The sequence below is a fragment of the Psychrobacillus sp. 05T411 genome (genome assembly GCF_056396485.1).
In genome coordinates, this window is the sequence record NZ_JBFTLO010000041.1 from 1 (window position 1) to 23,868 (window position 23,868).

Below are 23,868 nucleotides of genomic sequence, written 5' to 3' on the forward strand. Positions count from 1 at the left end.
GGCCTGTATATGCATCATATACATCTAAACCAAGTCCACTTTGCTTTCCATGAGTTTCTTGTCGTTCACTTCGAAGCAATTGGAATTGACCATTTGACATATGCTTTAATCGTTCATTTGCAGCCGCAACGATTTGCTCCAAATATTCAATTTGCACATAGCGTTCGAACGAAATTTTCAAGTGATTTTGTCCGCGGAGCATGTCATACAAATCGATAATACGATGCACCTCTTGCTCCAAAGTTGCAATCCTTTCGCTTGTAGCCGCAATTTTTCCCTCTAATATTCGGCCTGCTTTTTCATATTCTTTTGTACTATTCAATGCAGTTAAAGCTTGTTCGTACGTTTCTTTTAACTGAATGAGTTCTTCTTCTAATGGCACTAGCTCTACTTTTACTTTCGAGGCTAATTGTTGCCGTCCTTCTTTCACTTGCTCAGTTAATGTATGAAGGGCTTGTTTGTACTTGGTGCATTGCTCTTTTAGCATCGTTCGATCTCTTTCGGATAATTTAGCTGCTTTATATGCTTCTATTGATTTAAAAGATGCTTTTACTAATGCGTTCTGGAAATTCCCATATGCTTTATCCCGTTTTTCTATTGTTTCTTTTTCGGTTTTGTCAGCATGTTCAAGTGTTAAAACTGCTTTTGTACGTGCATCTTGTGCAGCTTTCAGCATTTTTTGGGCTTCTTCCCATGCTTGTTCTAATAATTCTTTTTGTTTCTTAGCAGCCACCAATTGAACTTGAAGCTCCTGCAAACTTGGGATAGAAGCGGGAATGGATGTTTGTTTCGATGCATATACAGCTTTTGCTTGCTCTAATAGATTGTTCTGCTCTTGATAGGTTGTTTCCAATTGAACTTTTTCCTGCTCTAATTTTTCTACTTTTGCTAGCAAGTCTTTATAAGGTTGTTTCAATAAAGAAAGCTTCTTTTTTTCTAATCGAAGTGCGTTCACTTCCATTTGTAACTTTCCTACATCCTCCTGCAATTGGTCTACTTGGAGAATATCTACTTGCATCTCCTCTAATCGATCGGCAAGTCTTTGTAGCTGTTTATCGGCAGCTTCTTTTTTAGCACGAGTCGTTAACAGTTTCGTTTCTTGTTTAGCCAATGCTTCTTTTAATCGCTGCAATGCTTCTTCATTCACAGATTGCTCGTGTCCATCCAGGTTCAACACATCATGTTCTTTACTTCCGCAAACAGGGCAAGGTTCACCAGATACTAGTTTAGATGCTAGAATAGCGGCCTGGTTGCTCATCCATTTTTGTTCTTCTGCAACATATGTAGTTTTCATTTCATCGAAGATCTTTTGCTGATCCGTTTCTTCGATTACCAATACATTTCGTTCTTCTGTGCTCAACACATATTCTTGAAGCGCTGTGTGTTGTGCTTCAAATATAGATAGTTCCTGTACTTTCGTGTCGAGTGGCTCCACTAACTCCTCTAGCTTGTCTATTTCTTTTTTTTGTTCTGCAGATACTTCTTTTTCTTGAAAGAAGAGTTCGGACTTCTCGTCCAATTGACTTTTGAACGCTACTGTACTTTTTTCAAGCTGAAGCATTTCTTTTCTTTTGGTATCTAGTTCTTCAAATAAAGGCAGCAATCCATTAAGTTGTATAAGTGTTTCTACACTTCTTTCACGACTTTCTTTTTTATTTGCCTCGTTTTTATACATTATTTGAACTTTTTTTAAGTTTTCTTCAGCCGCTGTCATTTCTTTTCGTGCAACTTCAAGCAACAGCTGTTTTTCGTTCAATTCTAGCTTTAGTTCAGTATAGTAGCTTTCTATTGCTTCTATCGTGCTTGCGCGTTCAGCTGCTTCTAGCTGATTTTGTTTGTCGTCGTATTCTTTGGATTGTTCTTTTAAGCCTTCTAGTTGTTGCTCTTTTGCCTCTAGCTCTTGAAAACGCTCGTTTACGGCTTTTGCTTCATGATAGGCCGTTTGTTTCGTTGCATGCTGTGTGTATGTCTMTTTATACTTAAATTCATCTAGTTGAATTTTTTCTTTATAAAAACTTGTTTCTTCTTTTAAAGCTTCGACTAATTGATAGGTGTTGAAACTGCTCGACTCAATTAATTCAAAAACGCTCGATTCTCGCACTGGAAAGGATGCTAAAATTTGCTCCGTGTATCCATTTCTCGTTTGTTCCTCTTTTTTTAGTTCCGCTTCTGCAACTACCTTTTTGTCTTTCAGCTTCTCGCTTATCATTTTATACGGCTCTGTTTTGAATATTTTACGTAAAATGGCTTCTTTGTTCTCTGTTGGAGAAGTAAGAAGTTTTCTAAATTCTCCTTGGGGAAGCATAACAATTTGACTGAATTGGTCTAGTGTTAGTCCAATTATTTCTTCTACTTTTTTATTGATCTCGGAAACGATTTGTCTTTCAACTGCCGGGACTTCCCCTGTTTCTTGTATTTCAAAAAATTCGTATCGTTCACCTGTTGCCCCTTTGTTCCCTTTTTTCACATGTGGGAGTTGCCGTAAAATGCGATACTTGCGATCATGTATTTCAAATATCAGCTCGACAGCAGTATGTGTGTCATCTGTAGCGAAATCGCTTCGCATCATTTTCGTGTCACGTCGATCTTCACCACTGCCAGACCCGTATAATGCAAAACAAATCCCATCAAATATCGTTGTTTTTCCAGCTCCTGTTGCGCCTGAAATGACAAATAGTCGATTGTCCTTTAACTCTGTAAAATCAATCGTCTCGGTGAATTTATATGGGCCAAAAGCAGTTATTTTCAGTTGAAGTGGCTTCATGCTTGGCTTCCTCCTTCCCGTTCTTCCATGATTGTTTGTCCGAGCACTTCTTTAAACAGTGCTTCTGTTTCCTCTGTAGGCATATTTCCGCTTAATTCCGCATAAAATGCTTGAAATAGCGTAAAATCATCCATCTTTCTTCGAGGTATCGTGTCACTTTCTGGCGAAGTATTATGTTGGCGAAGTATTTTTCTTTCAACATGCATTGCATTTGGGTAAACCGTTCGAATTTGCTCCATTGGTGATAAAATCGGCGTCTCATCGAGCAGTTTTACAAATACGAAGTCTTCACTTATCGCCTGCTGTAAAATATCTTGCATATACCCTTCTACCGTCCGCATATCACGATTTGGAGTTAATAATCTTTTTTCGACCGTGGTATTCCCTACTTCATCCATTTCCACAATAAAGAACCCTTTTTTATGATACTCTTCCGAAATCGAGTATTTTAAAGGAGAACCGGCATATTGAATCGTCTCGTTTAACACATAATGTGCCTGGTGAAGATGTCCAAGTGCTGTATAGTGAAAGCTTTTAAAAAGAGCTGCGTCTACGTACTCTGCTCCACCTATTGCTAGTGGACGTTCTGATTCACTCGTATTTTCTTCCTCTTGTCCATGAGGAGTGACAAATGCATGCCCCACAAAAACATGACGCTTTGTAGGATCTACTTGTTTTTCGATTTCTTCTATAATTGCTTTCATCGCGGTTTGATGACTCGTAATGGATTCGTTTTCTAGTGCATGGCGTACTTGAGATGGATCTGTATAGGGTATCAAATGAAAGAAAACTTCTCCAAATGCATCATTTAATACGACTGGTTTTGGTTCTTTCGTTAATTGACCGACTATATGCAATCCAGCTTCTTTCATCAGTTTACTTCCAAAGTTTAAACGTCCCGGGCTATCATGGTTACCTGCGATACTAAGTACAGGAGTTCGACGTTTTAACACGATTTCCTCTAGTATATCGTCTAATAAGTTTACTGCTTCAGTAGGCGGCACTGCACGATCATATAAATCCCCTGCAATAATAACTGCATCTGGTTTTTCTTTATCTATCGCTTCTAAAAACTGATTTAAAACAAACCTTTGTTCATCGGTCATATATACGCCCTGCACTAGTTTTCCTAAATGCCAGTCTGCTGTATGAAAAAATTTCAATGAAATGACTCCTTTCAATATTCACTATGTTTATTTTAACAGATGAAAGCGCTTGTAAAATATGGAATTATCCAAAATTTCAGTGCACCTTATTGCTTGACATGTTATGATGTTTGTGGGAGGAGGATGTTTATGTCATCAGAAGCTTATCAACTTACAGCCATAATTATTTATATGGCCGCAATGCTAGTTATCGGCTGGTATTCTTACAAAAAAACAGCCAATTTAACAGATTATATGCTCGGAGGACGTTCGCTCGGACCTGCTGTAACAGCATTGAGTGCCGGAGCTGCAGATATGTCCGGTTGGTTATTGATGGGACTACCGGGAGCAATTTACTTAACAGGTATGGGAGAGGCTTGGATTGCTATCGGTCTTACAATCGGTGCCTATTTAAACTGGTTATATGTTGCACCAAGACTTCGTGTATATACACAAGTATCAAATGATTCCATTACGATTCCGAGTTATTTAGAAAGTCGTTTAAAACAATCATCTCGTTTACTACGTGTTGCATCAGGTCTCATTATTTTATTATTCTTTACGTTTTACGTATCTTCTGGAATGGTAGCAGGAGGGGTTTTCTTTGAAAGCTCATTCGGTCTTGATTATCATACTGGTTTGCTAATTGTTTCCGCTGTTGTTGTTGCGTACACACTTTTTGGAGGGTTTTTGGCAGTAAGTTATACGGATTTCCTACAAGGTTTACTTATGTTCTTAGCACTCATTTGCGTACCTATCTTCGGATTATTTTTGACAGGTGGTCTTGGGGAAACAGTAGAATCTATTAAAGCAGTTAACCCAACACATTTAAGCCTTTTTGCAGGAACCACTGTATTAGGAATTATTTCTACAGTAGCATGGGGTCTCGGTTACTTTGGTCAACCTCATATTATCGTTCGTTTCATGGCGATAAAATCTGTCAAAGAAACGAAACAAGCTCGTCGTATTGGGATTGGGTGGATGATTTTAAGTTTAGTTGGTGCTATTGCTACTGCATTAGTTGGAGTTGCCTACTATCAACAAAACCCGGGTCTGACTTTAACGAGTCCGGAAGCGGTATTCATCGCACTTGGGCAAATTATTTTCCATCCATTTATCGCAGGTCTTGTACTAGCAGCTGTATTAGCAGCTGTTATGAGCACGATTTCCTCACAGTTAATCGTTACATCTTCTGCATTGATAGAAGATTTATACAAAGCGATTATTAAGACGAATGCATCTGATCGAACCTATGTAAATTACGGACGTCTTGCCGTTCTTGTCGTTTCTATTGTTGCGGCGATTCTGGCATGGGGCGAAAATGAAACAATCTTGAAACTTGTATCCTTTGCTTGGGCAGGTTTCGGTGCATCATTTGGTCCTGTTATTTTACTTTCACTTTACTGGAGAAAAATTACTTCAGCAGGTGCGCTATGGGGTATGATTGTTGGTGCTGTAGTTGTTGTAGTATGGGGATCTATAGATGCTCTTTCAGGTACATTATACGAAATCGTTCCTGGTTTCGTATTATCGTTAATCGTAACGGTTGTTGTCAGTTTGATGACATACAAACCAAATCCTGAGATCGAGAAAGAGTTTGATGAAACTTTACGTTTGTTGAAAGAAGAACGAAAATAAGAATGAATAGAAAGCTGGCCGATTGATTCGGCCAGCTTTTTTTATGGATATTACACTTTATGGGGAAAGTGCGTCGTAAGGTAACAGCTAGCCTTCGTGCTTGCCGCAGTCATGAGACTCATGTGGCTTAGGAAGCGCTACGGCAAATGTAACCTCCCTATTTATTTAGAGATGATTGTCCAATAAAAATGCGCAACATTGCAATCTTCTCACCCCAAGTAAAGAGCTATTTTAAGAACTGATTGCTTTCATCGGCAATTTGGTTGCTTTCGTTCGGATTTGGTTGCTCTCACGCTGATTTAGTTGCTTTCCGAATAGAATTGGTTGCTTTCAATGATCAATTGGTTGCTCTTAGCCATCTTCTGGTATCTCCCATTCGAAAATCGGCGGAAATTTTGTTTTTTTACTAGTTGATACTGGATAAATCAGCATTTTCCATTGATTTTCACGGCGGGCACTTTATTCAACTCTTTCAGACACAGTATCCCTATACTGTCTACCATTCTTTGTCCCTATATGACACTTGTCATACTTAAGACTTGACGTTTATGCCTACTCCTAATAGCTGACACCCTTTATAGTTAGGGTAATGATTCTCTTATAGGAGGAATACTAGTGAGCAGAGAAAAAACACTTGAATTACGCAAAAATGTAAAACCCTTTGAAAACTCAGAGTTGAAAAAGAGTATTGTTCAACTTATTAATACGATTCCACCATTTTTTATCGTTTGGTTTTTAGCTTACATGAGTTTAGATATTTCAGTTTGGCTAACAGTTGCATTGTCTGTGATCGCTGGAGGATTTGTTGTTCGTGTCTTCATCATTTTCCACGATTGTACACACGGTTCGTTCTTTAGAAATAAAAAAGCAAACAATATTACTGGTACAATTACGGGAATTATTACGTTATTCGCCTATGAAAAGTGGAAACGTGAGCATAATATCCACCACGCAACAAGCGGAAATTTAGATAAACGCGGTGTCGGTGATATATGGATGATGACTGTGGAAGAATATGTAGAAGCTTCCCCAATGAAACGTCTTTCTTACAGACTTTACCGAAATCCGATTGTGATGTTCGGTTTAGGACCTGCCTTGTTATTTTTAGTAAGTAATCGATTTAATCGAAAAGATGCTCGTCCAAAAGAACGCAATAACACTTACTTAATCAATGTTTCTGTAGTTGTTCTGTATGCGCTTATGATTTGGTTGATTGGCTGGCAAGCATTTGCGATCATTCAAGGAACGATTCTATTCGTTGCCGGTTCACTAGGCATTTGGTTGTTTTATGTACAACACCAATTTGAAGATTCGTATTTTGAAGACGAAGCTGATTGGGATTATGTAAAAGCTGCTGTTGAAGGAAGTTCTTATTATAAATTACCAAAGGTTTTACAATGGGTAACTGGTAATATCGGCTTTCATCATGTGCATCATCTAAGTCCAAGAGTTCCAAACTATAACTTAGAAAAAGCACATGAATCGACTCCGCCTTTACAAAAAGCCACGACGATTAATCTTCGTACTAGCTTACAATCTATTCATTTTCGTTTATTTGATGAAGCGAACAAAAGCTTTGTAAGCTTTAGAGAGATTAAATATTTACTCAAACAATCTAAGCAAAAAGTAAACGCCAAAAATGCAACGCTTGAAGGGAAATAACCTTTTGCAAAAACCATTCCATTGTTACGCGGAATGGTTTTTCATTTATAATGAAGATAAGTGAGGTGTATTCTTTGCCAAAATGGTATCAGATTTTCCCGAAGTATCCGTGGTTAAGTATTTATGCATGGGTTGTTTTTTGTATTTTTCCTTTCTTTTTTATTTTTAAATCAAGCGCACCAATCGAAATTGTCATTGGACTCAGTTTAACTATTTTGTTTTTTATAGCATATCGAGTATCGTTCACTTCCGCTGGTTGGCTTTTATATGTATGCGTAGCTATTGAAATGGCAATTAGCGTAACGATGACACTCCTTTTTGGATATATTTATTTTTCGATATTTTTATCGTTCTTCATTGGTCATATACAACATAAAGTTAGTTTTTTTATCATTTATAGCATCCATATAGCTGCTATCATTGTAGCCGTCATTATTGGCTTTTTTCATCAAACAGAACTTTTTTTATCCCATCTTCCTTTTTTAATCGCCTGTTTGATCGGTGTAATATTACTTCCTTTCAACACCTATAACCGAAATAAGAGAGAATTGTTAGAAGGACAGCTTGAAGATGCTCAGAAACGCATTTCTCAATTTATCATTATTGAAGAAAGAGAACGAATTGCACGAGATTTACATGATACACTTGGGCAAAAACTGTCGCTCATTGGGTTAAAGAGTGATCTAGCTGGTAGACTAATCGAAAAAAATCCGCAAGCTGCTAAAAATGAGATTAACGATATTAACCAAACGGCACGCTCCGTTTTGAAAGAAGTACGCGAACTTGTGGCTGGAATGCGTGGTAATAAGTTGGAGGATGAGCTCTTTCGTATTAAGCAAATACTGCTGGCTGCCAATATTTCATGCAAGATAAGTGGTACATTAGAGCTGAAAAACACGACATTACTTATTGAAAATGTACTGAGCATGTGCCTAAAAGAAGCAGTAACAAACGTAGTCAAACATAGTGGTGCTACTGCTTGTTCGATTTCGATTAAACAATCCGCGAAAGAAACAATGCTTAAAGTACATGACAACGGCGCTGGAATTGATACGAAAAATGAATGGACAAAAGGGCACGGCCTTCGTGGTATAAAAGAAAGATTAGACTTTGTGAATGGTAGTTTAGATATCCACTCCAAAAATGGTACAACGCTTCATATACGTGTTCCTATCGTCATTCAACAAACAGATCAGGAGGAAAATACATGATACGAATTGTCATTGCGGAAGATCAACGAATGGTACTTGGTGCTTTAGGTTCTCTCTTAGATTTAGAAGAGGATATGGAAGTTGTCGGTAAAGCAAGTAATGGCGAGGAAGCACTTGCCTTAATCGAACAACTGCAGCCCGATATATGCATTATGGATATTGAAATGCCCGTTAAAAGTGGCTTAGATGCTGCCGAACACTTAAAGAATAGTGCTTGCAAAGTCATTATTTTAACTACTTTTGCACGGTCCGGTTATTTTGAACGTGCTCGTAAAGCTGGAGTGAACGGCTATTTATTGAAAGATAGTCCAAGTGAAGAACTGGCCAATTCCATTCGTATTATTATGGATGGTCGCCGTATTTATGCGCCAGAGCTAGTTGATATTGCATATGAAGGTGAAAATCCTTTAACAGAACGTGAAAGCCAAGTGCTAGAACTTATCGCGGACGGTAAGAACACAAAGGAGATCGCAAGCGAACTTTATATTACGACCGGTACTGTTCGCAATTATATTTCGGTTATTTTGGATAAGCTAGATGTCAGTAATCGAATCGAAGCGATTGCTAGGTTTAAGGAAAAAGGTTGGTTTAAATAGTCATTTTACTGCTTAAAGTAATTACTTTAAGCAGTTTTTTTATTTCCACTAAACTTTTTACATCTTTGAAGGGTATATATAAGTGAAAGGAATGAACAAGTTAAAATGCATGAAGATTTAATAAAAGAAATTATAAAAGGAAATAGAGATGCATTTCATCAGCTTTACGATGAGTATGCTGGATATGCTATTCGAACAGCAAAGGCAATTACTCGGGACGACGAGCTCGCAAAAGATGCCGTGCAGGAGGCTTTTATTCGTGTCTATCGCAATATATCTTCTTATGATCCTACACTTTCTTTTGGCGCTTGGTTTTACCGAATTTTAGTCAATGAATGCAATCGATTGTTAAATAAAGAGAAGAAAACAATACCTGTCGACACTTCGTTAATGGAGGGCAACCCGCAGCTAACAGAGCATTCAAAAGAAGGCGTTAGCGATTTATATGGAGTTATCCAGCATATGGCGGACTTATACCGTATTCCTCTATTGCTGAAATATATAAAGGGATTTTCAGAAAAAGAAATTGCTGTTATTCTGGAGCTCAATCAAAACACCGTAAAGTCCAGGCTCTTCAACGGGAGAAACTTGTTAAAAGAGCAACTCAGCCTGATGGAAATGGAGGGAAAATAAGAATGGATCATATGGATGAGCGAATTAAAAAGGAAATACACAAACATACAGAGGATTCGATAGATCAATTAAAAGACGATATTTGGAGTCATTTAGATCAAGAGCTTTTTCAAGAAAAAAGCAGAAGGGAGAAAAAAATGAAAAAGAAATCGAAAGTTATTCCAATCATTATTGCTGCTGCCGCTGGGGTAATGATATTATTTAGCACACAAACCGACACGGGAATGGCGTTGATTAAACAAATGAAAGATATGTTCGTACCTGAAAAAGAAATCATACAAAGTATTGAAGGTACAGAAGAACCAACAGATGTAGTTCTACAAGAAGGCAAAGATGCAGAATATGTGATTTACATTGATGAAGAACGCTATAAACTAATAAAAGAGGAAAATGCAGATATTATTACGACAAAGGAACCTTTAGAAGAAAGATATCCGGAAGTTTCCATGAAAATCGAACAATTTAAAGACCTTGTACCAGAAGAGATAGTCGCTACGAAAGAAAACGAACTTGCTTCGGAATATTCCAAAGTGACAGCAACAGAATCTGTAACTGACCCAGTAGAAGGTTATAAAATACACGCCATTGACGGGGGTACAGAGTGGGATAGTCCTGTTACAAACGTATATGTAATAGACAATAAAAATGGTGGAAGCTTTGTTATTACAGAGAAGTACTTCCTAGAAGCTGCAGAAGGTCATGGAGCGAGATTTTACGCAATGCTAAAGGAATTTAAGATTGTGGAATAAGATAGACAGTTTCATATTTAGTTTAATTGGGTATATACATTACAGAACCATAATTTGAGGAGGAATACACATGAGTGGATTATCAGACAAATTAAAGGGTACTGTAAACAAAGTCAAAGGTGAAGCAAAAGATCAAATTGGAAATGCAACCGATGATGTAAAGTTACAAGCTGAAGGTAAGCTTGATAAACTAAAAGGTGAAGCCCAACAAGAATTTGGAAAGTTTAAAGAGCGATTGGACAGAAAAGATAATAGATAGTTAATAGCCCCCTACAAAAATGTAGGGGGTTTTATTATGTAGCTTTTAGTGTAACCACAACAATTTCCGGTGTATTAAACACTCTTACTGGAAACACACTGTTTCCTAGTCCCCTACTAACAACCATTTTCGTATCCTGTTCTTCATAAACACCTGCCGTATACTTTGGAAATAATCCTTGTCCTGGCGCAGCTAACCCACCTAGGCCAGGAATTCGAAATTGGCCTCCATGAGCATGCCCTGAAAATACAAGATCCATTCCATGAACTACATAATCCTGAAACGTTTCTGGACGATGCGATAATACTAGTGTATAGGCATCGATCTTATCAAACTTGCTCAATGCCTCTTCAACCAATACTCCATTCAATGGATCTTCAATTCCTACAATGCGCAACTGCTCTCCATCTTTTTCTATTGTCATTTCTTCATTTGATAATACGTTGACGCCTAAATCAGTCAATGAAGCTTTAATATGATCTACATCATTTGTGGCAATTTCATGATTACCGGTCACATAATAAATAGGTGCAAGCGAAATAATCTGCTTTACCAAATCTAAACTATTTTCCAAGTCATATCGATTACTATCGATCAAATCTCCTGTCAGGAAAATAAGATCTGGGGAAGCATCCCGCACTTTTTTTGCAAGCTTTTCTTGATTTTCTCCAAAGGTTGCATCATGTAAATCAGAAATTTGTACAATCTTTAAGCCACTAAATGCTGCAGGAATTTTATTTGATTCTATCGTAATCTTTGTTGTTTTAATCCCATAATTCCCTATATATAAAGCAATTGCTATGACGATTAATCCTACTAACCATTTTTTCATTTATTTTCTCCTAAATTAATCGGGACTCATAATACCTACTCTATAACCAATATGTTTATTCTTCATTAATTCGTTATATGCAAATAAAGCCGTGTCTCCCGTTGTCGTTCGCGTTGCTCCAACTGGTAATTTATCTCGTTCGATTATATACGCATTCGTTGAAATACCAGTAGGCAAATACGTCGGACAAACAATTGTCCAATCGAGCAGAGACGCACTTAACATATTAAATACGCGATGATGTTCTTTTGCTGCAACTTTTGATCTTTGTTTGGATTCGGATGATTCATACCGAAGAAGCTCCGGCTCCACTCTACTCATCAATATTCCCGCTGTTCCGATCGTTATGATTCGCTGGATATTGCGATCTTTCATCGTAGCAATAATATGTGAAATAGATTCTGTTAATACAGTCATCTGATCCGTTCCAAGGGCACTTATCACTGCATCTGCATTTTCTAATGTACGTTCTATATTCGCCATGTTTCTTGCATCCCCTTTTAGGACGGTCAATCTATCATGAGGTTGCACTTTCTCGGGATCCCTAACAAGCACTGTTACTTCTATATTGTTTTTTAAAAGTAATAAAAGAATATCTTTTCCAACACGTCCAGTAGCTCCAAACAAAGCAATTTTCAAATGAACTCACTCCTTATCCATTATTATAACAAATGTAAAAAAGTATCCCTGTATTTAACTACAAGGATACTTTTTCATGTCGAAATATGTTATTTCCCGGGAAATACACTTAATATGAAGTCGAAGAGATAATTAACGCGAAGATAGCTCCATAAAAAATAATAATAAGTCCAATACTAATAGCCATCCAAATAAGTGATGCACGGGCATAGTTACGGCGTTTGTCTGGACTTCCAAATGCCCAGATAAAAAGCATGACGATGTTGACGATTGGGATAATCATAATAAGCATCGTAATGAGCCACTCACCAACTGACATATCCCCTGCCGGCTTCGTTTGAATATCTTCATACTGGTCCAAAATTAGTCCTCCTTTTCCTTTATTGTGTAACACTTCCATTTTACTCTCAAAAGTAAAAGAAAAGACGACTTTTGGATAAGTTTTTCCCAGCTATTTAATTTTCATCAAGCTCATCGGCGTTACAATTCCAATTAGTTTGTTATTTGGCTTTCCATCTTCCGTAATAAGCAGTGCTTCTAAGCGACGCCCTCTCGTTACCGCCTCTTTGAAAATTTCCAATGCTTCATAAACAGATTCCTGTTTAGCGACAAATTGATGATTTTCCCTATCGTTTTCATGGGCAAGAATTTCACCTAATGTCGTCCGTGATCTAGAAAAATCTTTAGACTCCACCATACTAGCCATCCACATGGTAATACCAACTGGTGTGATTAATCCTTTAAAGTGCGTACCATCATACACCGGAAATTGGTTATACTTTTTATCTTTAATCACTTTTAACGCATAACTCAAGGAATCCGTTTGTTGAAACATCGTCACATTCGTTCGGAACATGCTACCAACTGTTATTGGAGTCCTCAGAGCCGTTTCTATTTCTTCCATTTTTAAAACGACATCTTCATGTGGTTCGGCAATCGCAAATTCCATTGAAGTACGATTATGAATGATTGCGTTTCGAAGATCCCCATATTCTCGCAAATCTGCTTCGTATTTTCTGATGACTGCATTCTTTTTTTTCGCATATTCAATCAGTCGAAAAAATGCCATATGCTCCTGCGTTCCGATAACATCTTTCATTAGTTGATCTATTCGATTATATGCTGTAACAAATCGATCAGAATTTTGAGTTGGCATCTTTTTTCACCTCAACATCGTTTTTTATATTTTTGTCTTCGATATATTTCTTTTTGCAAAATAAACTGCTCCGAATAGCAATAAAACGATCACTAATAAAGTGATTAATAAACTCCATATAAATGGCGTTTTATCTACACTTCCATTTAATACATACCCTGCATACATCGGTATTTTCCAAGGAGAAATTGTCCAGTAAGCTCCAAGTAAAGCATCGATAAACTGAACAAATAAAACGAGTGCAAGAGAAACAACCGAGGCAATTGCGGTTGAAAATGCCGCACTTGAGAATAGGACAATACTAATGACAAACAACAACCACACCATATACGTCGCAAGAAATCCTATAAATGCTCCAGCATCCACCGCACCAAAAAGAACATTGGTATAATATAAATTTGCTAGTAATCCAAGTATGACACTACCTATTACTAGTATGCACATCATACTAAACTTACTATACACATAACTCGTATACGAAATCGGCCGTACATATAAAAATGTTGCAGTGCCATTCTTTCGCTCTCTTGAAATAATGCCCGCAAACCCCAGTGTGATGACTAGCATTCCGATAAACTGGTACTGACTGACAGTTGCCATGACGATTTGCTCCGGTGATAATTCAGGAAATGGGAAAACAGTTCCTTCTGGCATATTCCCTACTGCATTTAAAATTTGTGGTAAATAATAATTGGTTAAAGGTTCTGTAATACCAAACAACAAAAATACGAGGGGTATCCACAGGATTTTGAAATTACGTACATTTTCTCGCCACTCTTTTTGAAATAAAACCGAAAAGTTACTCATCCTTTATTCACCACCTGTAAAAAGATTTCTTCTAAGCTAGCCGTTGCTCGCTCTACTTTTACCAAACTTAAATGACTATCCGCAAGTACACGCAGCACTTCGTTCATTGCCGGCTTTTCCTCCTCTAAGTGGATAAAAGCAATCGAATCTTCTTGTCTGGCTGGCCAAGGAGAAATTTCTACAAATTTTGCTGCTTCCTCAGTAGAAATAAAATAAATCTTATACATAGGATTTGCATACTTTTCCCGCACTTCTTGCATAGATCCCTGCTCCACTAATTTACCTTTTCGCAAAAACACTAATTGATCCGTCATTTCTTCCGCGTCATTTAAAATATGAGTCGAATATAAAATGGTCGTTGTTGCTTGTAATTCTTTGAGTAAATTCATTATTTCTCGTCTGCCTATTGGATCTAATGCAGATACTGGTTCGTCTAAAAGTAATAATGCTGGTTTATGCACGATTGCTTGTGCTAGACCCAATCTTTGTTTCATGCCTCCAGAAAACGTCCCTGTTTTTTTGTTTTTTACATCTGCAAGACCTACAAATTCAAGCGTTTTTTCCGCTTCCTGTTTTGCTATTTTTGGATCCACACCACTTAACTTTGCTGCCATTTCGGTAAATTCGAGTGCTGTCAGCCAAGAATAGAATTTAGGATATTGCGGTAAGAACCCGATTACTTTTCGAATGTCTTCTTTTATTTCTCCATCAAATACAATCGTTCCAGTCGATTGTTTTAATAATCCCGCAAGCATAGATAAAGTCGTTGTTTTCCCTGCTCCGTTTGGTCCGATTAGTGCGGTCGATGTGTTTTTAAGTAACGAAAACGTTAAGCTATCTACCGCTTTTTCTTTTCCATACTGTTTGGTTAAGCCTTGTATATGCAATAATGTTTTCATTCGTTTCGTCTCCCTACGATGAAATAAATAATTGGTCCGATTAAATTTCCTAATACAATGATCAATGCCCACAACCATTTAGGTCCGTTCGTATTACTTACCCTGATTAAGTCAATGATTGCGACAAGTATTAAAATGAGTTGGATAACCACTAATGGCAATATGAGCATCCACGGTATTGATTCGAAGTCCATTGTCATTCCTCCTATATTTGTTTTCTTCTATTCTACTACATATAGAACAAAAAGGTTTCAATTTTTTTATTTTACTTATGAAAACCAACTGAAGTTGATTTCCAGGAGCTTAACTTCAATCAGCAAAGACCAACAGAACGCAGGCCATTTCCTCTATCACAGGCGCTTCCGCTTTTGTTCTGTTATAATATTTCATTGGGAAGGTGGATGAACAATGAACATTTCTATTCGAAATGCACGTAAAGAAGATGCACGGGAAGCTGTTCCGTTAATTATGGAAGCAATTGGGGATATTGCTATGCAACTAACAGGAGAAACAGAGGAAGCAAAAGTTACGCAAGAATTTGAGCATTTGTTTACACGTACAGATAATCGACATTCTTATTTATATACGTATGTTGCAGAAATGGAAGGTTCAGTTGCTGGAGTGCTCGTGTTTTATTCGGCTGAGCAGGCTACTACTCTCGATGCAAATTTGGAAGAATATCTTTCTAATAAAAAAGGTACTGCAGTCAAAATAGATCCCGAAACATTACCTGGGGAATGGTATGTAGATACAGTTGTAGTGAACCCTACTTATCGTGGTCAAGGTATTGGTACAAAGCTTTTAAATTATGCCGAGCAATTAGTAAAAAGCTTTGGCGGTGGCAAACTGTCTTTAAATGTAGAAACGGAAAAATATGCCGCGATAAGCTTGTATAATCGACTAAGTTTTGATAATGTATGTCCTTGGACAATTATCGGTGAGCCTTTTTATCATATGGTAAAAACAGTAAGACCCGATTAAAGGAGAAATTTTATGAAATCATGGATTTACCCCCTAATGGTCGTTTTTGCGGCCAGCTCATATGGGACTTTATCAACAATGGTGAAACTTGCAATTGGAGATGGCTATACGGCCTCTGAAGCGGTTGCCAGTCAATATATTGTAGGTTTTCTTTTAGCCTTGATCATCTATCTAGTAACACAACGGAAACTGCCACGTTTATACGGTGGAGGTAAAATTATATTATTAGCAGGGATTTTTACAGGCTTGACAGGAATCGTTTACGGACAAGCGCTAATTTACTTGCCCGCTTCTTTAGCAGTCGTAATGCTATTCCAATTTACATGGATTGGTACGCTAATCGATTGTATAATAAGAAAAAGATTGCCGACGAGACCCGAAGTAATATCGCTGATTATTTTATTTATCGGAACCATTTTAGCTGCTGGTGTACTTGATGTCGATTTAAGTGGAATTGACTGGAGAGGCTGGGTGTACGGATTTGCGGCCGCGGTTTCCTTCTCTTTAAATATGAACGTCAATACGAAACAAGTAGAAGGGATGAACACGACAACTCGTCTATTATTTGTTTCGTTTATCGCAGCTGTCATGATTGCGCTTTTCCAAAGTCCTGAAATTGTTTGGAACGGGAAATTATTTACGGAATCGCTGCTATTTTACGGACTAGCTCTTGGACTTCTTGGCATAATTATTCCCATTTATTTATTCGTAATTGCTGTGCCAAAAGTTGGAGGCGCCGTTTCTTCTATATTAAGTGCCATGGAGTTACCAGTTGCCGTCATTGTTTCGGTACTTGTATTAAGCGAAGCATTATCCTGGTTACAAGTGCTTGGAATTATCGTGATCTTAGTTGGAATGTGTATTCCGACTCTCGCTGGAATTCGTCGAAACAAAAAGCGACAAACTGCTTCATAACTTACTATAAACAAAAGAGTCTAATTCGTAATTGAATTTAGACTCTTTTCGTATTTTTAGGTGTTATTCTTTTTCAAGAACTCGACTATACCATCTATTAAACCTTTCGCTAATGGAAGGTCAGGGTTGGAATAGGTAGCGATATTTCCTTCTCGATCTGCAGGTGCTTCTTTCAATACATGATTCATCTTATCCACAATGAGCAAGTCTGAATCTTTCTTTGCTTCATGTAATAGTTCTGCGTCTTTTACTGGGACTTGAATATCTGTATTCCCATTCACTAGCAGTATTGGTTTGTTTAACTTTTTCAGTTGTTCAACCGGATCATATTGTAGCCAAGATATCATATATGGTTGAACAGATGGGCGGAATACACTTTGTAGTTCCAGGCTCACTGTTTTCACTTGCTCACCTTGTTTTAACTTTTCTAGTGTTTCGGTGGATTCTTTCAAAAGGTTTGCTGGCAGTTGTGCTTGAAGTTGTTCTATAAGCACTTCATCGATAGGTCTTCCTGCTCCAGCAATGGAAATGAATGCGTCCGCATCTGCTTTTTGGCTAGCTACCATTCCAATTAAAGAACCTTCACTGTGACCAATTATTCCTACCTTGGAAAAGCGTGCATCGTCCTTTGCCAATTGGACCCATGCAGCTGCATCATCTATGAAATGGTCGAATCGCAAATCTTCTTCCTTGCCAGCTAAAGTCGTATTTTTTCCAACTCCGCGCTTATCGTAGCGAATAGTTGCCACGCCTTCTTTTGCTAAATCTTCCGCAAGCATTTTTAAGCTATTGTTTTTCCCAGGTAACGCGATTGAGTTTCCGTTTCGATCAGTCGGACCAGAACCAGCAATAATGACCATAAGAGGAAAAGGTCCGTCGCCTTCCGGAATTTCCAGTTGGCCGATCATCATTCCACCCTCTACTTTCACTTCCATCAAACGATCTTCATCTATTTCCTCTTCTTTACTTCCCTTCACCAGTTCAAAAGGGAAGGTCATCCCTTGCTGTGTAAAGGTTCCGTTAATCTTTTCTTGTTCAACTTTACCATCAAACGTTAACTTTTGACCTTGAATATTCATATCAAAAAATACGTCTGATCCATTTAACTTCGCATTTGTTAGCGGATAATCGTTTAGACCTTGTATTGGAATGCTAATCATCCCTTTGTCCGCTTTGAATTCAATGACGATTGGTAGTGGTTGTTCCGGAATATTAATAGAACCTTCCCATACACCCTCTATGTTTTCTAATGAACTCATCTCTGTCGCCTCCTCTTTTTCCTTATTACACGCAGTAAGTAACAAAAAGACCATTGCTACTATCGAAAAAACAACAGCAAATTTCCTCATAAAAACCCCTCCGCATTTGTTATATATATAATATAACAAAAAATGAAATGGTGAGTAAAGATTAAGGAATACTATTAAGTTTAAAATAAAAAAGCAGAAGCGCAGATTAAACTGCACTTCTACCTTTTTCTACTTTAAAAGTCACCAAAACAAATATCGCAAAACTAATCAACAATATAGTTCCACCTACAATATACGCAATTAAAGCAACCGTCTCAGCTATATTAAATGGCTGTATGAACTGTAAATACATCCCTAATGTCAATCCAACTGCTCCAATAATCGCAGCCCAACCATGAACAGCTACTAACTTAGGTGATTTAACTTTATACAATCTATAAAACAAACCATATACAAATAACGACAACCAACCGACTAGTAAAATATGTGCATGAATCGGGCGAAGTGCATAAGATCCTGCCCCTGCCATGTGCGAACCAAGATAAGCTCCCAGTAACCCAAATAATGCTCCTGCACGTATTAGTCGTAAACTCCATCTTTCTTGCATCTTCATTTCCCCCTCTTTGTAATCGTTAATAAGGCTGGTAATAATAATGGCCGAACGATAAACGTATCTAACAGTACACCAACTGCGACAGCAAAACCAAATAATTTAAGCTCCATGACCGGCTGCGATATTAAAACAGCAAATGTAGCTGCAAGTATTAAACCTGCGGAAGAAATAACACTGCCTGTTTTTTCAACCGCCCTGGCAATTGCTTCTTGCTCTTCGTACTGTTTTCGTTCTTCTTTCAACCTACTCATTAACATGATTGAGTAGTCCACACCCAGTGCTACTAAAAATACAAATGTGTAAAGTGGGATTCGATAACTAAAAGACGTATATCCGAAGAACGCATCGAAAATCCATGTGGAGAACCCTAAAGCTGCTCCGAATGACAATAAAATAGAAAACATCATCAACAACGATGCACGAATCGATCTAGTCTGGAATGCAAGCATTAATCCGATCAATACCGTCATTAATCCCATTACGAGTAATGTATCCCTATTGTTAATATCGCGGATGTCCACTTGTTTCACTGTCTCTCCACTTACTAATACCTGTTGACTTTTTAGTTCATCTCTAATGGTTTCTACTTCATTCAAAGCTTCTTTGCTATAAGGATTTGCATTTAATATGATGGAAAACTGGGTGTACATATCGCTTTCTGAAGTAGAAGGTCGCACTTGACTTACAAGTGGTCTCTCTTCTAATTTCTCTTGAATATTTGCTATTACTTTCTCGTCTTTTGATTTTATTAGAATCGTTGTTGGTGCTATTTCCCCTTCTGAAAATGCTTCACCTAGCTTTGTAAACCCTTCTCTGGAAGATAACTCCTCTGGGAAAGATGCCAACAAATCATACGAATAGACGATGGTTGTTGCATGCCATGTGCCAATACCAAGTAGAAGGAGTATCGGTATCGCTACTTTCCATGGCTTTTTCGTACTTACATGTCCTGCATTTACCCAAAGCTTCGTTGTTTTTTCTTTCTTTTTCGGTGTTTTCACTACTGCAAACAATGCTGGCAATAAAGTCAGCCCCGCGACCAACATAATAATGACCGCAATGGCAAATACCGGTGCGAAATTTCGATATGGCTCATATATGGCAAATGCGAGCGTTGCAACGCCTGCTAAAATAGTCCCACCACTAAATAGAATCGTTTCACGCGTTTTCACAAGTGCTATTTTCATATCCTGTTCTTCTTTATATCTTGAATACAGCAAAAGCGAATAATCGGTAATAACCGCAAACAATAAAATCATCATAATAGAAAGTGCCTGGTTTTCAATGGTAATGGATGTAAACTTACCAGTAAGCCCAATCACTCTATCCACTACCCCATAAACAATTCCTGCTCCAATCAGTGGAATGATGGCAAGGATAAATGAACGATAAATAACAATTAATAGGATAAAAATAATCCCTACTGTTGCTAAAAGTAAAACGACATCAGCCTGTGAAAACAGCTCGATTGTGTCACTTGCTATACCAGCTGGCCCCGTATAATAAACAGTAAAATCTTCCGGGATAATGTCAACTACATTCTTTTTAATTTCTTTCACTTGTGAGTGAATTTCTTTACTTTCCAATTGTCCTTCTAAAGTTAAAGGAACAAAGAATGTTTTTTTATCCTGCGAAACAAATGAAGCACGATGTTCCATAGGTATTTTGGAGAACTTCGGTATACCCGGATAATTCGCCTCCATTAACGTGAGAATGCTTTGGATTTCCTCATCTGTAGCACTCTTATCTTTTTCAAAAACTAGTAAGAGAGGTATCCCCTCACTACTTGAGAAATTTTCTTTTACTATTTTATCAGCTTGAATGGATAAAGCTGTTTCTGGTAGACCTGCATTTTTGGATGTACTTGCAACTTCTTTACTGGATGGTGCAAGAAAAGAAAGTAATCCTACGATCACTAACCAACTTGTTAATGTTATAAGCCAAGTACGCTTGTTTTTCATTTCGCTACCCCCTTTAAGATTTCCTTACAAGGGTAACTATACAAGTCGAAAGTGAACAGAAGATGAACGGATGATTACATCTTCTTTAGTTGGATGGTCACCTTTGTTCCATGAGGTTCCACATTTTCAAATGCAAGCATGCCATTATGCGATTGAATAACTTCCTTTACAATAGCTAAACCTAACCCACTTCCCTCCATTTGGGAGGATCTTGCCTCATCCTCTCGATAAAATCGTTCTGTCCATTGCTCATAGTCTGTATTTTTGTTTCCGATACCAGTGTCCTGTATAATGACTTGCACATATTCCGATGTTTCGGTTATCGCAATTTGTATTTCTCCTGGTGAGTAATTGTATTTAATCGCATTAGAAATGAGATTTTCCCAGACGTATTCTAACATCTCTCTATCTCCCATTACTTCTACCTTTTTCAATTGCAATTGGATGGAAATATTTTTTTCGTCTAGCAACCATCTAAATTTCAAGACAACTTGTTTTAGCTGTTCATCCAGTTGAAATAACTCTTTTTTCGTTCGAGTATTTGCTTGATCGAATGAAGTAAGCAATAATAATTGCTTCATTAAACCTGATAAACGCATAGCTTCTTTTCGAATGATTTCTGCGTAATTTCCGTTTAGCTCTCCCCCTTCAAGCAAAGCAGCATATCCTTGTATATTTAATAATGGCGTTTGAAAATCATGAGATACCCTAGCTATAAACTCTTTTTTATAGCGGTCACTGGCTTCCAATTGCTTTACCATATTTCTAAAGCTGTCCGCCAATTGGCCAATTTCATCTCGTTGATTCACGAGAATCGGTACTTGGAAGTCTTCGTTTGCAATTTTATTCGTCGCAACCGTAAGTTTTGTTAGCGGATCAATCATCCTCTTAGCTACAATCAACATTGCAATAATACTAATGATAATCATTGCACCGGCAAGACCCCCTAATAGTAAATGGATTTCATTGAATAGAAACTTTATATTAGGTCTTTGAAAAAGTGCATACTTTTTCTGTTCATATGTGAATGGGACCCCAACCGTATTGGTTAATTCGTTTGAAAAGTATCCAGTTATAAATGTCTCTTTAGGAAATTCTCGCATCCCATGATATACTTCGCCATGTAAAACCTTATTCACAATAGAATCATTCATTTCACGAACCCTGAAATCGCCGCCATAGAACTCCTCTACGCCATCTTCATTAACGATGTATATTTGATACCCCGCGTCTCCCATCGTCTTTAGAAGGGGCCTTATGCTATCTAGATTGGACGATTCGATAAGCTCTACTATTGAACCGGCTACTTCTACGTTTTTTTCATCATTTTTCTCTTTTAAATTTTGATGATAAAACGTATTAACAATCATAAAACCGATTGTCCCACTAGCAAACATAATAAGAAGTGTCATCCAGACAAATTTACTATATAAAGTTTTCATGTATGTGTTCCTTCTAACTTATATCCAATTCCCCGAACCGTCTTAATCTGGACATCTGCTTGCGTTTTAGCTAGACGTTCCCTTATCCGTTTTATATGTACGCTTAATGTTTGTTCTTCCCCTTCAAAATCGATTCCCCAGACTGCTTCGATTAGTTGATCACGCGTGAATACTTGGTTTGGTTTCGAAGCAAGCTTTGACAGCAACTCGAATTCCTTTAAAGGTAAGACTAGTAGCTCTTCCCCTATTTGCACCTCAAAGCTCTTTCTATTGATCAACATATTTCCTACTTGTATATTGGCATCACTTGTTTTATCGTATCTTCTTAATATTGCACGGATACGAAATAACAACTCTTTCGGTTCAAATGGTTTAACTAAATAATCATCAGACCCCGCTAAGTAGCCCTTCTCTTTATCCTCTAGGCGTCCTTTTGCAGTCAGTAATAAAACTGGAAAGTCATACTGTTCTCGAATAATTTTAGTTAACGTTAATCCATCCATCTTCGGCATCATCACGTCAACTATTGCAAGGTCAGGCATTTCTTTTTCTATCAAAGCTAACCCTTCTTTTCCATTCCTTGCTTTTACAACACGATAACCCGTGTTCGATAAAAAGATAGAAATTAACTCTAACGTGTGTATATCATCATCTACCGCTAATACTACACCCACACATAAGCCCCCTCTTATATCTATATTGTGTCTGCCGAAATTTTCACGATAACATGCACATCTTAATACTTAATTTGTCTAATAGCAAGAAACAAAAGGCGATTAAGGCAACGCAAATGAATAATCCCACCCGATATGGAAAATGAAAGTCATTACATCAGTGGAGTGCCGCACGTAATAGGGAAAGTGAGTCGTAGTGAGGCGAATAAAGTGTCCGCTGTAATTTTCGCTACAGTCGTACGCTTTCCACCGGGTGAGCGATGAGCCATCCGGCAGGAGTCGACGGCTGTAGCGAAAATCAAAAGAAATTGCCCAATTATCAATACCATCCCATTAAAAAACAAAGTTTCAACCAGTTTTTTCATTGCATTTATCCAATAAATGGTTTAGGGCAACCAACCGATCTCTGGGAGCAACCAGTTCTACTACGAAAGCAACTAAATCAGCACGAGAGTAACCAAAATACCTGTGAAAGCAACCAATTCTCAAAATAGCAAGTGTACTTGATGTGAGACAACTATAATTCCAACATATTATAGGAATTTTATGTCTTATTGCCCGCCGAACACACCTGGCCGGTATCTACTCGACTAGTTTGTCGTGTTCAAAGGCGAGATTGTCGCGTTCGCAGTGGATATTGTCTGGTTCAACCATTATGTATAGAATTTTATTATTATCTAAACACAAAAAAGCCGCTACCGATTACTCGGTAACGACTTTTTTCTTATTGCCCAGCGACGTCCTACTCTCACAGGGGGAAACCCCCAACTACCATCGGCGCAAAAGAGCTTAACTTCCGTGTTCGGTATGGGAACGGGTGTGACCTCTTTGCCATCATCACTAGACGMTGAGTGYTTGTTCACTCAAAACTGGATAAAMGACATTTACTACAGATAAATACATTTTGGTTAAGTCCTCGATCGATTAGTATTCGTCAGCTGCACGTGTCGCCACGCTTCCACCCCGAACCTATCTACCTCATCGTCTTTGAGGGATCTTACTTACTTGCGTAATGGGAAATCTCATCTTGAGGGGGGCTTCG

The 23,868-nt window shown here is 37.9% G+C and carries 23 protein-coding genes and 2 rRNA genes; 9 read left to right on the plus strand and 16 right to left on the minus strand.

What is annotated here, in order from left to right; translation table 11 throughout:
- On the minus strand, nucleotides 1–2,764 hold a 2,764-nt coding region (locus tag AC1DFT_RS19260), incomplete at its 3' end, for an AAA family ATPase (protein WP_478161028.1).
- On the minus strand, nucleotides 2,761–3,927 hold the full coding sequence (locus tag AC1DFT_RS19265; protein ID WP_478161030.1) for an exonuclease SbcCD subunit D: 1,167 nt from the start codon (nucleotides 3,925–3,927) through the stop codon (nucleotides 2,761–2,763). The genes AC1DFT_RS19260 and AC1DFT_RS19265, both read right to left, overlap by 4 nt.
- Before the next feature lie 132 nt (nucleotides 3,928–4,059).
- On the opposite strand from AC1DFT_RS19265, the gene putP reads away from it, so the two are divergent.
- The 7 genes from putP (at nucleotide 4,060) to AC1DFT_RS19300 (ending at nucleotide 10,657) form a co-directional block, all read left to right on the plus strand.
- Entirely contained in the window at nucleotides 4,060–5,547 is a 1,488-nt protein-coding gene (gene putP / locus AC1DFT_RS19270) for a sodium/proline symporter PutP (RefSeq protein ID WP_478161032.1), read from the plus strand.
- Between the two features lie 615 nt (nucleotides 5,548–6,162).
- Nucleotides 6,163–7,209 (plus strand): Delta(5) desaturase DesA, encoded by a 1,047-nt coding sequence (gene desA / locus AC1DFT_RS19275; RefSeq protein ID WP_478161034.1) that lies wholly within the window; start codon nucleotides 6,163–6,165, stop codon nucleotides 7,207–7,209.
- A 74-nt stretch (nucleotides 7,210–7,283) separates the two neighbouring features.
- A complete protein-coding gene (locus AC1DFT_RS19280) occupies nucleotides 7,284–8,420 on the plus strand; it encodes a sensor histidine kinase (protein ID WP_478161036.1) in 1,137 nt (378 codons plus the stop codon).
- A complete protein-coding gene (locus AC1DFT_RS19285) occupies nucleotides 8,417–9,016 on the plus strand; it encodes a response regulator (RefSeq protein ID WP_478161038.1) in 600 nt (199 codons plus the stop codon). The genes AC1DFT_RS19280 and AC1DFT_RS19285 overlap by 4 nt, the downstream gene beginning before the upstream one ends.
- Nucleotides 9,017–9,121: 105 nt before the next feature.
- Nucleotides 9,122–9,649, plus strand: coding sequence for an RNA polymerase sigma factor (locus AC1DFT_RS19290; RefSeq protein WP_478161040.1), 528 nt, complete (start codon nucleotides 9,122–9,124; stop codon nucleotides 9,647–9,649).
- Nucleotides 9,650–9,651: 2 nt separating this feature from the next.
- Nucleotides 9,652–10,398 carry a hypothetical protein gene (locus AC1DFT_RS19295; RefSeq protein ID WP_478161042.1) on the plus strand — a complete coding sequence of 249 codons (747 nt, stop codon included), beginning with the start codon at nucleotides 9,652–9,654 and terminating at the stop codon, nucleotides 10,396–10,398.
- Nucleotides 10,399–10,468: 70 nt separating this feature from the next.
- Complete coding sequence (locus AC1DFT_RS19300) at nucleotides 10,469–10,657, plus strand: CsbD family protein (protein ID WP_478161044.1); 189 nt, start codon at nucleotides 10,469–10,471, stop codon at nucleotides 10,655–10,657.
- Nucleotides 10,658–10,691: 34 nt separating this feature from the next.
- Here the strand turns inward: AC1DFT_RS19300 and AC1DFT_RS19305 are convergent, their stop codons facing one another.
- The 7 genes from AC1DFT_RS19305 to AC1DFT_RS19335 form a co-directional block, all read right to left on the minus strand.
- Nucleotides 10,692–11,489 carry a metallophosphoesterase gene (locus AC1DFT_RS19305; protein ID WP_478161046.1) on the minus strand — a complete coding sequence of 266 codons (798 nt, stop codon included), beginning with the start codon at nucleotides 11,487–11,489 and terminating at the stop codon, nucleotides 10,692–10,694.
- A 15-nt stretch (nucleotides 11,490–11,504) separates the two neighbouring features.
- Entirely contained in the window at nucleotides 11,505–12,128 is a 624-nt protein-coding gene (locus AC1DFT_RS19310; protein WP_478161048.1) for an NAD(P)-dependent oxidoreductase, read from the minus strand.
- Nucleotides 12,129–12,237: 109 nt separating this feature from the next.
- Complete coding sequence (locus tag AC1DFT_RS19315) at nucleotides 12,238–12,489, minus strand: hypothetical protein (protein WP_478161050.1); 252 nt, start codon at nucleotides 12,487–12,489, stop codon at nucleotides 12,238–12,240.
- 90 nt (nucleotides 12,490–12,579) lie between these two features.
- Nucleotides 12,580–13,284: a CBS domain-containing protein gene (locus AC1DFT_RS19320; RefSeq protein WP_478161052.1), complete on the minus strand. Its 705-nt coding sequence runs from the start codon at nucleotides 13,282–13,284 to the stop codon at nucleotides 12,580–12,582.
- A 24-nt stretch (nucleotides 13,285–13,308) separates the two neighbouring features.
- Nucleotides 13,309–14,091, minus strand: a complete 783-nt coding sequence (locus AC1DFT_RS19325) for an ABC transporter permease (RefSeq protein WP_478161054.1) — start codon at nucleotides 14,089–14,091, stop codon at nucleotides 13,309–13,311.
- Nucleotides 14,088–14,990: an ABC transporter ATP-binding protein gene (locus tag AC1DFT_RS19330; RefSeq protein ID WP_478161056.1), complete on the minus strand. Its 903-nt coding sequence runs from the start codon at nucleotides 14,988–14,990 to the stop codon at nucleotides 14,088–14,090. Before AC1DFT_RS19330 ends, AC1DFT_RS19325 begins: the two co-directional genes overlap by 4 nt.
- Entirely contained in the window at nucleotides 14,987–15,184 is a 198-nt protein-coding gene (locus AC1DFT_RS19335; protein ID WP_478161058.1) for a PLDc N-terminal domain-containing protein, read from the minus strand. The genes AC1DFT_RS19330 and AC1DFT_RS19335 overlap by 4 nt, the downstream gene beginning before the upstream one ends.
- Before the next feature lie 214 nt (nucleotides 15,185–15,398).
- On the opposite strand from AC1DFT_RS19335, the gene AC1DFT_RS19340 reads away from it, so the two are divergent.
- Both AC1DFT_RS19340 and AC1DFT_RS19345 read left to right on the plus strand, forming a co-directional pair.
- Nucleotides 15,399–15,971 (plus strand): GNAT family N-acetyltransferase, encoded by a 573-nt coding sequence (locus AC1DFT_RS19340; protein ID WP_478161060.1) that lies wholly within the window; start codon nucleotides 15,399–15,401, stop codon nucleotides 15,969–15,971.
- A 12-nt stretch (nucleotides 15,972–15,983) separates the two neighbouring features.
- Nucleotides 15,984–16,886, plus strand: coding sequence for an EamA family transporter (locus AC1DFT_RS19345; protein WP_478161062.1), 903 nt, complete (start codon nucleotides 15,984–15,986; stop codon nucleotides 16,884–16,886).
- Between the two features lie 56 nt (nucleotides 16,887–16,942).
- On the opposite strand, the gene AC1DFT_RS19350 is transcribed toward AC1DFT_RS19345, so the two are convergent.
- The 7 genes from AC1DFT_RS19350 to AC1DFT_RS19380 all read right to left on the minus strand — a co-directional run.
- A complete protein-coding gene (locus AC1DFT_RS19350) occupies nucleotides 16,943–18,235 on the minus strand; it encodes an alpha/beta hydrolase family protein (RefSeq protein ID WP_478161064.1) in 1,293 nt (430 codons plus the stop codon).
- Nucleotides 18,236–18,341: 106 nt separating this feature from the next.
- Entirely contained in the window at nucleotides 18,342–18,743 is a 402-nt protein-coding gene (locus tag AC1DFT_RS19355; RefSeq protein WP_478161065.1) for a hypothetical protein, read from the minus strand.
- A 2-nt stretch (nucleotides 18,744–18,745) separates the two neighbouring features.
- Nucleotides 18,746–20,710, minus strand: coding sequence for an MMPL family transporter (locus AC1DFT_RS19360; protein WP_478161067.1), 1,965 nt, complete (start codon nucleotides 20,708–20,710; stop codon nucleotides 18,746–18,748).
- A 74-nt stretch (nucleotides 20,711–20,784) separates the two neighbouring features.
- Nucleotides 20,785–22,152 carry a HAMP domain-containing sensor histidine kinase gene (locus AC1DFT_RS19365; RefSeq protein WP_478161069.1) on the minus strand — a complete coding sequence of 456 codons (1,368 nt, stop codon included), beginning with the start codon at nucleotides 22,150–22,152 and terminating at the stop codon, nucleotides 20,785–20,787.
- Nucleotides 22,149–22,826, minus strand: a complete 678-nt coding sequence (locus AC1DFT_RS19370) for a response regulator transcription factor (RefSeq protein ID WP_478161071.1) — start codon at nucleotides 22,824–22,826, stop codon at nucleotides 22,149–22,151. Before AC1DFT_RS19370 ends, AC1DFT_RS19365 begins: the two co-directional genes overlap by 4 nt.
- Nucleotides 22,827–23,555: 729 nt before the next feature.
- Nucleotides 23,556–23,671 (minus strand): 5S ribosomal RNA (gene rrf / locus AC1DFT_RS19375).
- 59 nt (nucleotides 23,672–23,730) lie between these two features.
- A 23S ribosomal RNA gene (locus tag AC1DFT_RS19380) occupies nucleotides 23,731–23,868 on the minus strand; the annotation flags it as partial.

Excerpts from the sequence above, each read along its gene's own strand:
- AC1DFT_RS19345 (WP_478161062.1), top strand. The coding sequence starts at position 15,984 with ATGAAATCATGGATTTACCCCCTAATGGTCGTTTTTGCGGCCAGCTCA.
- AC1DFT_RS19320 (WP_478161052.1), bottom strand. The coding sequence starts at position 13,284 with ATGCCAACTCAAAATTCTGATCGATTTGTTACAGCATATAATCGAATA.
- AC1DFT_RS19360 (WP_478161067.1), bottom strand. The coding sequence starts at position 20,710 with ATGAAAAACAAGCGTACTTGGCTTATAACATTAACAAGTTGGTTAGTG.
- AC1DFT_RS19365 (WP_478161069.1), bottom strand. The coding sequence starts at position 22,152 with ATGAAAACTTTATATAGTAAATTTGTCTGGATGACACTTCTTATTATG.
- AC1DFT_RS19285 (WP_478161038.1), top strand. The coding sequence starts at position 8,417 with ATGATACGAATTGTCATTGCGGAAGATCAACGAATGGTACTTGGTGCT.
- AC1DFT_RS19355 (WP_478161065.1), bottom strand. The coding sequence starts at position 18,743 with ATGCAAGAAAGATGGAGTTTACGACTAATACGTGCAGGAGCATTATTT.
- AC1DFT_RS19300 (WP_478161044.1), top strand. The coding sequence starts at position 10,469 with ATGAGTGGATTATCAGACAAATTAAAGGGTACTGTAAACAAAGTCAAA.
- AC1DFT_RS19290 (WP_478161040.1), top strand. The coding sequence starts at position 9,122 with ATGCATGAAGATTTAATAAAAGAAATTATAAAAGGAAATAGAGATGCA.
- putP (WP_478161032.1), top strand. The coding sequence starts at position 4,060 with ATGTCATCAGAAGCTTATCAACTTACAGCCATAATTATTTATATGGCC.
- AC1DFT_RS19295 (WP_478161042.1), top strand. The coding sequence starts at position 9,652 with ATGGATCATATGGATGAGCGAATTAAAAAGGAAATACACAAACATACA.
- AC1DFT_RS19330 (WP_478161056.1), bottom strand. The coding sequence starts at position 14,990 with ATGAAAACATTATTGCATATACAAGGCTTAACCAAACAGTATGGAAAA.
- AC1DFT_RS19305 (WP_478161046.1), bottom strand. The coding sequence starts at position 11,489 with ATGAAAAAATGGTTAGTAGGATTAATCGTCATAGCAATTGCTTTATAT.
- AC1DFT_RS19325 (WP_478161054.1), bottom strand. The coding sequence starts at position 14,091 with ATGAGTAACTTTTCGGTTTTATTTCAAAAAGAGTGGCGAGAAAATGTA.
- AC1DFT_RS19350 (WP_478161064.1), bottom strand. The coding sequence starts at position 18,235 with ATGAGGAAATTTGCTGTTGTTTTTTCGATAGTAGCAATGGTCTTTTTG.
- AC1DFT_RS19335 (WP_478161058.1), bottom strand. The coding sequence starts at position 15,184 with ATGGACTTCGAATCAATACCGTGGATGCTCATATTGCCATTAGTGGTT.
- AC1DFT_RS19340 (WP_478161060.1), top strand. The coding sequence starts at position 15,399 with ATGAACATTTCTATTCGAAATGCACGTAAAGAAGATGCACGGGAAGCT.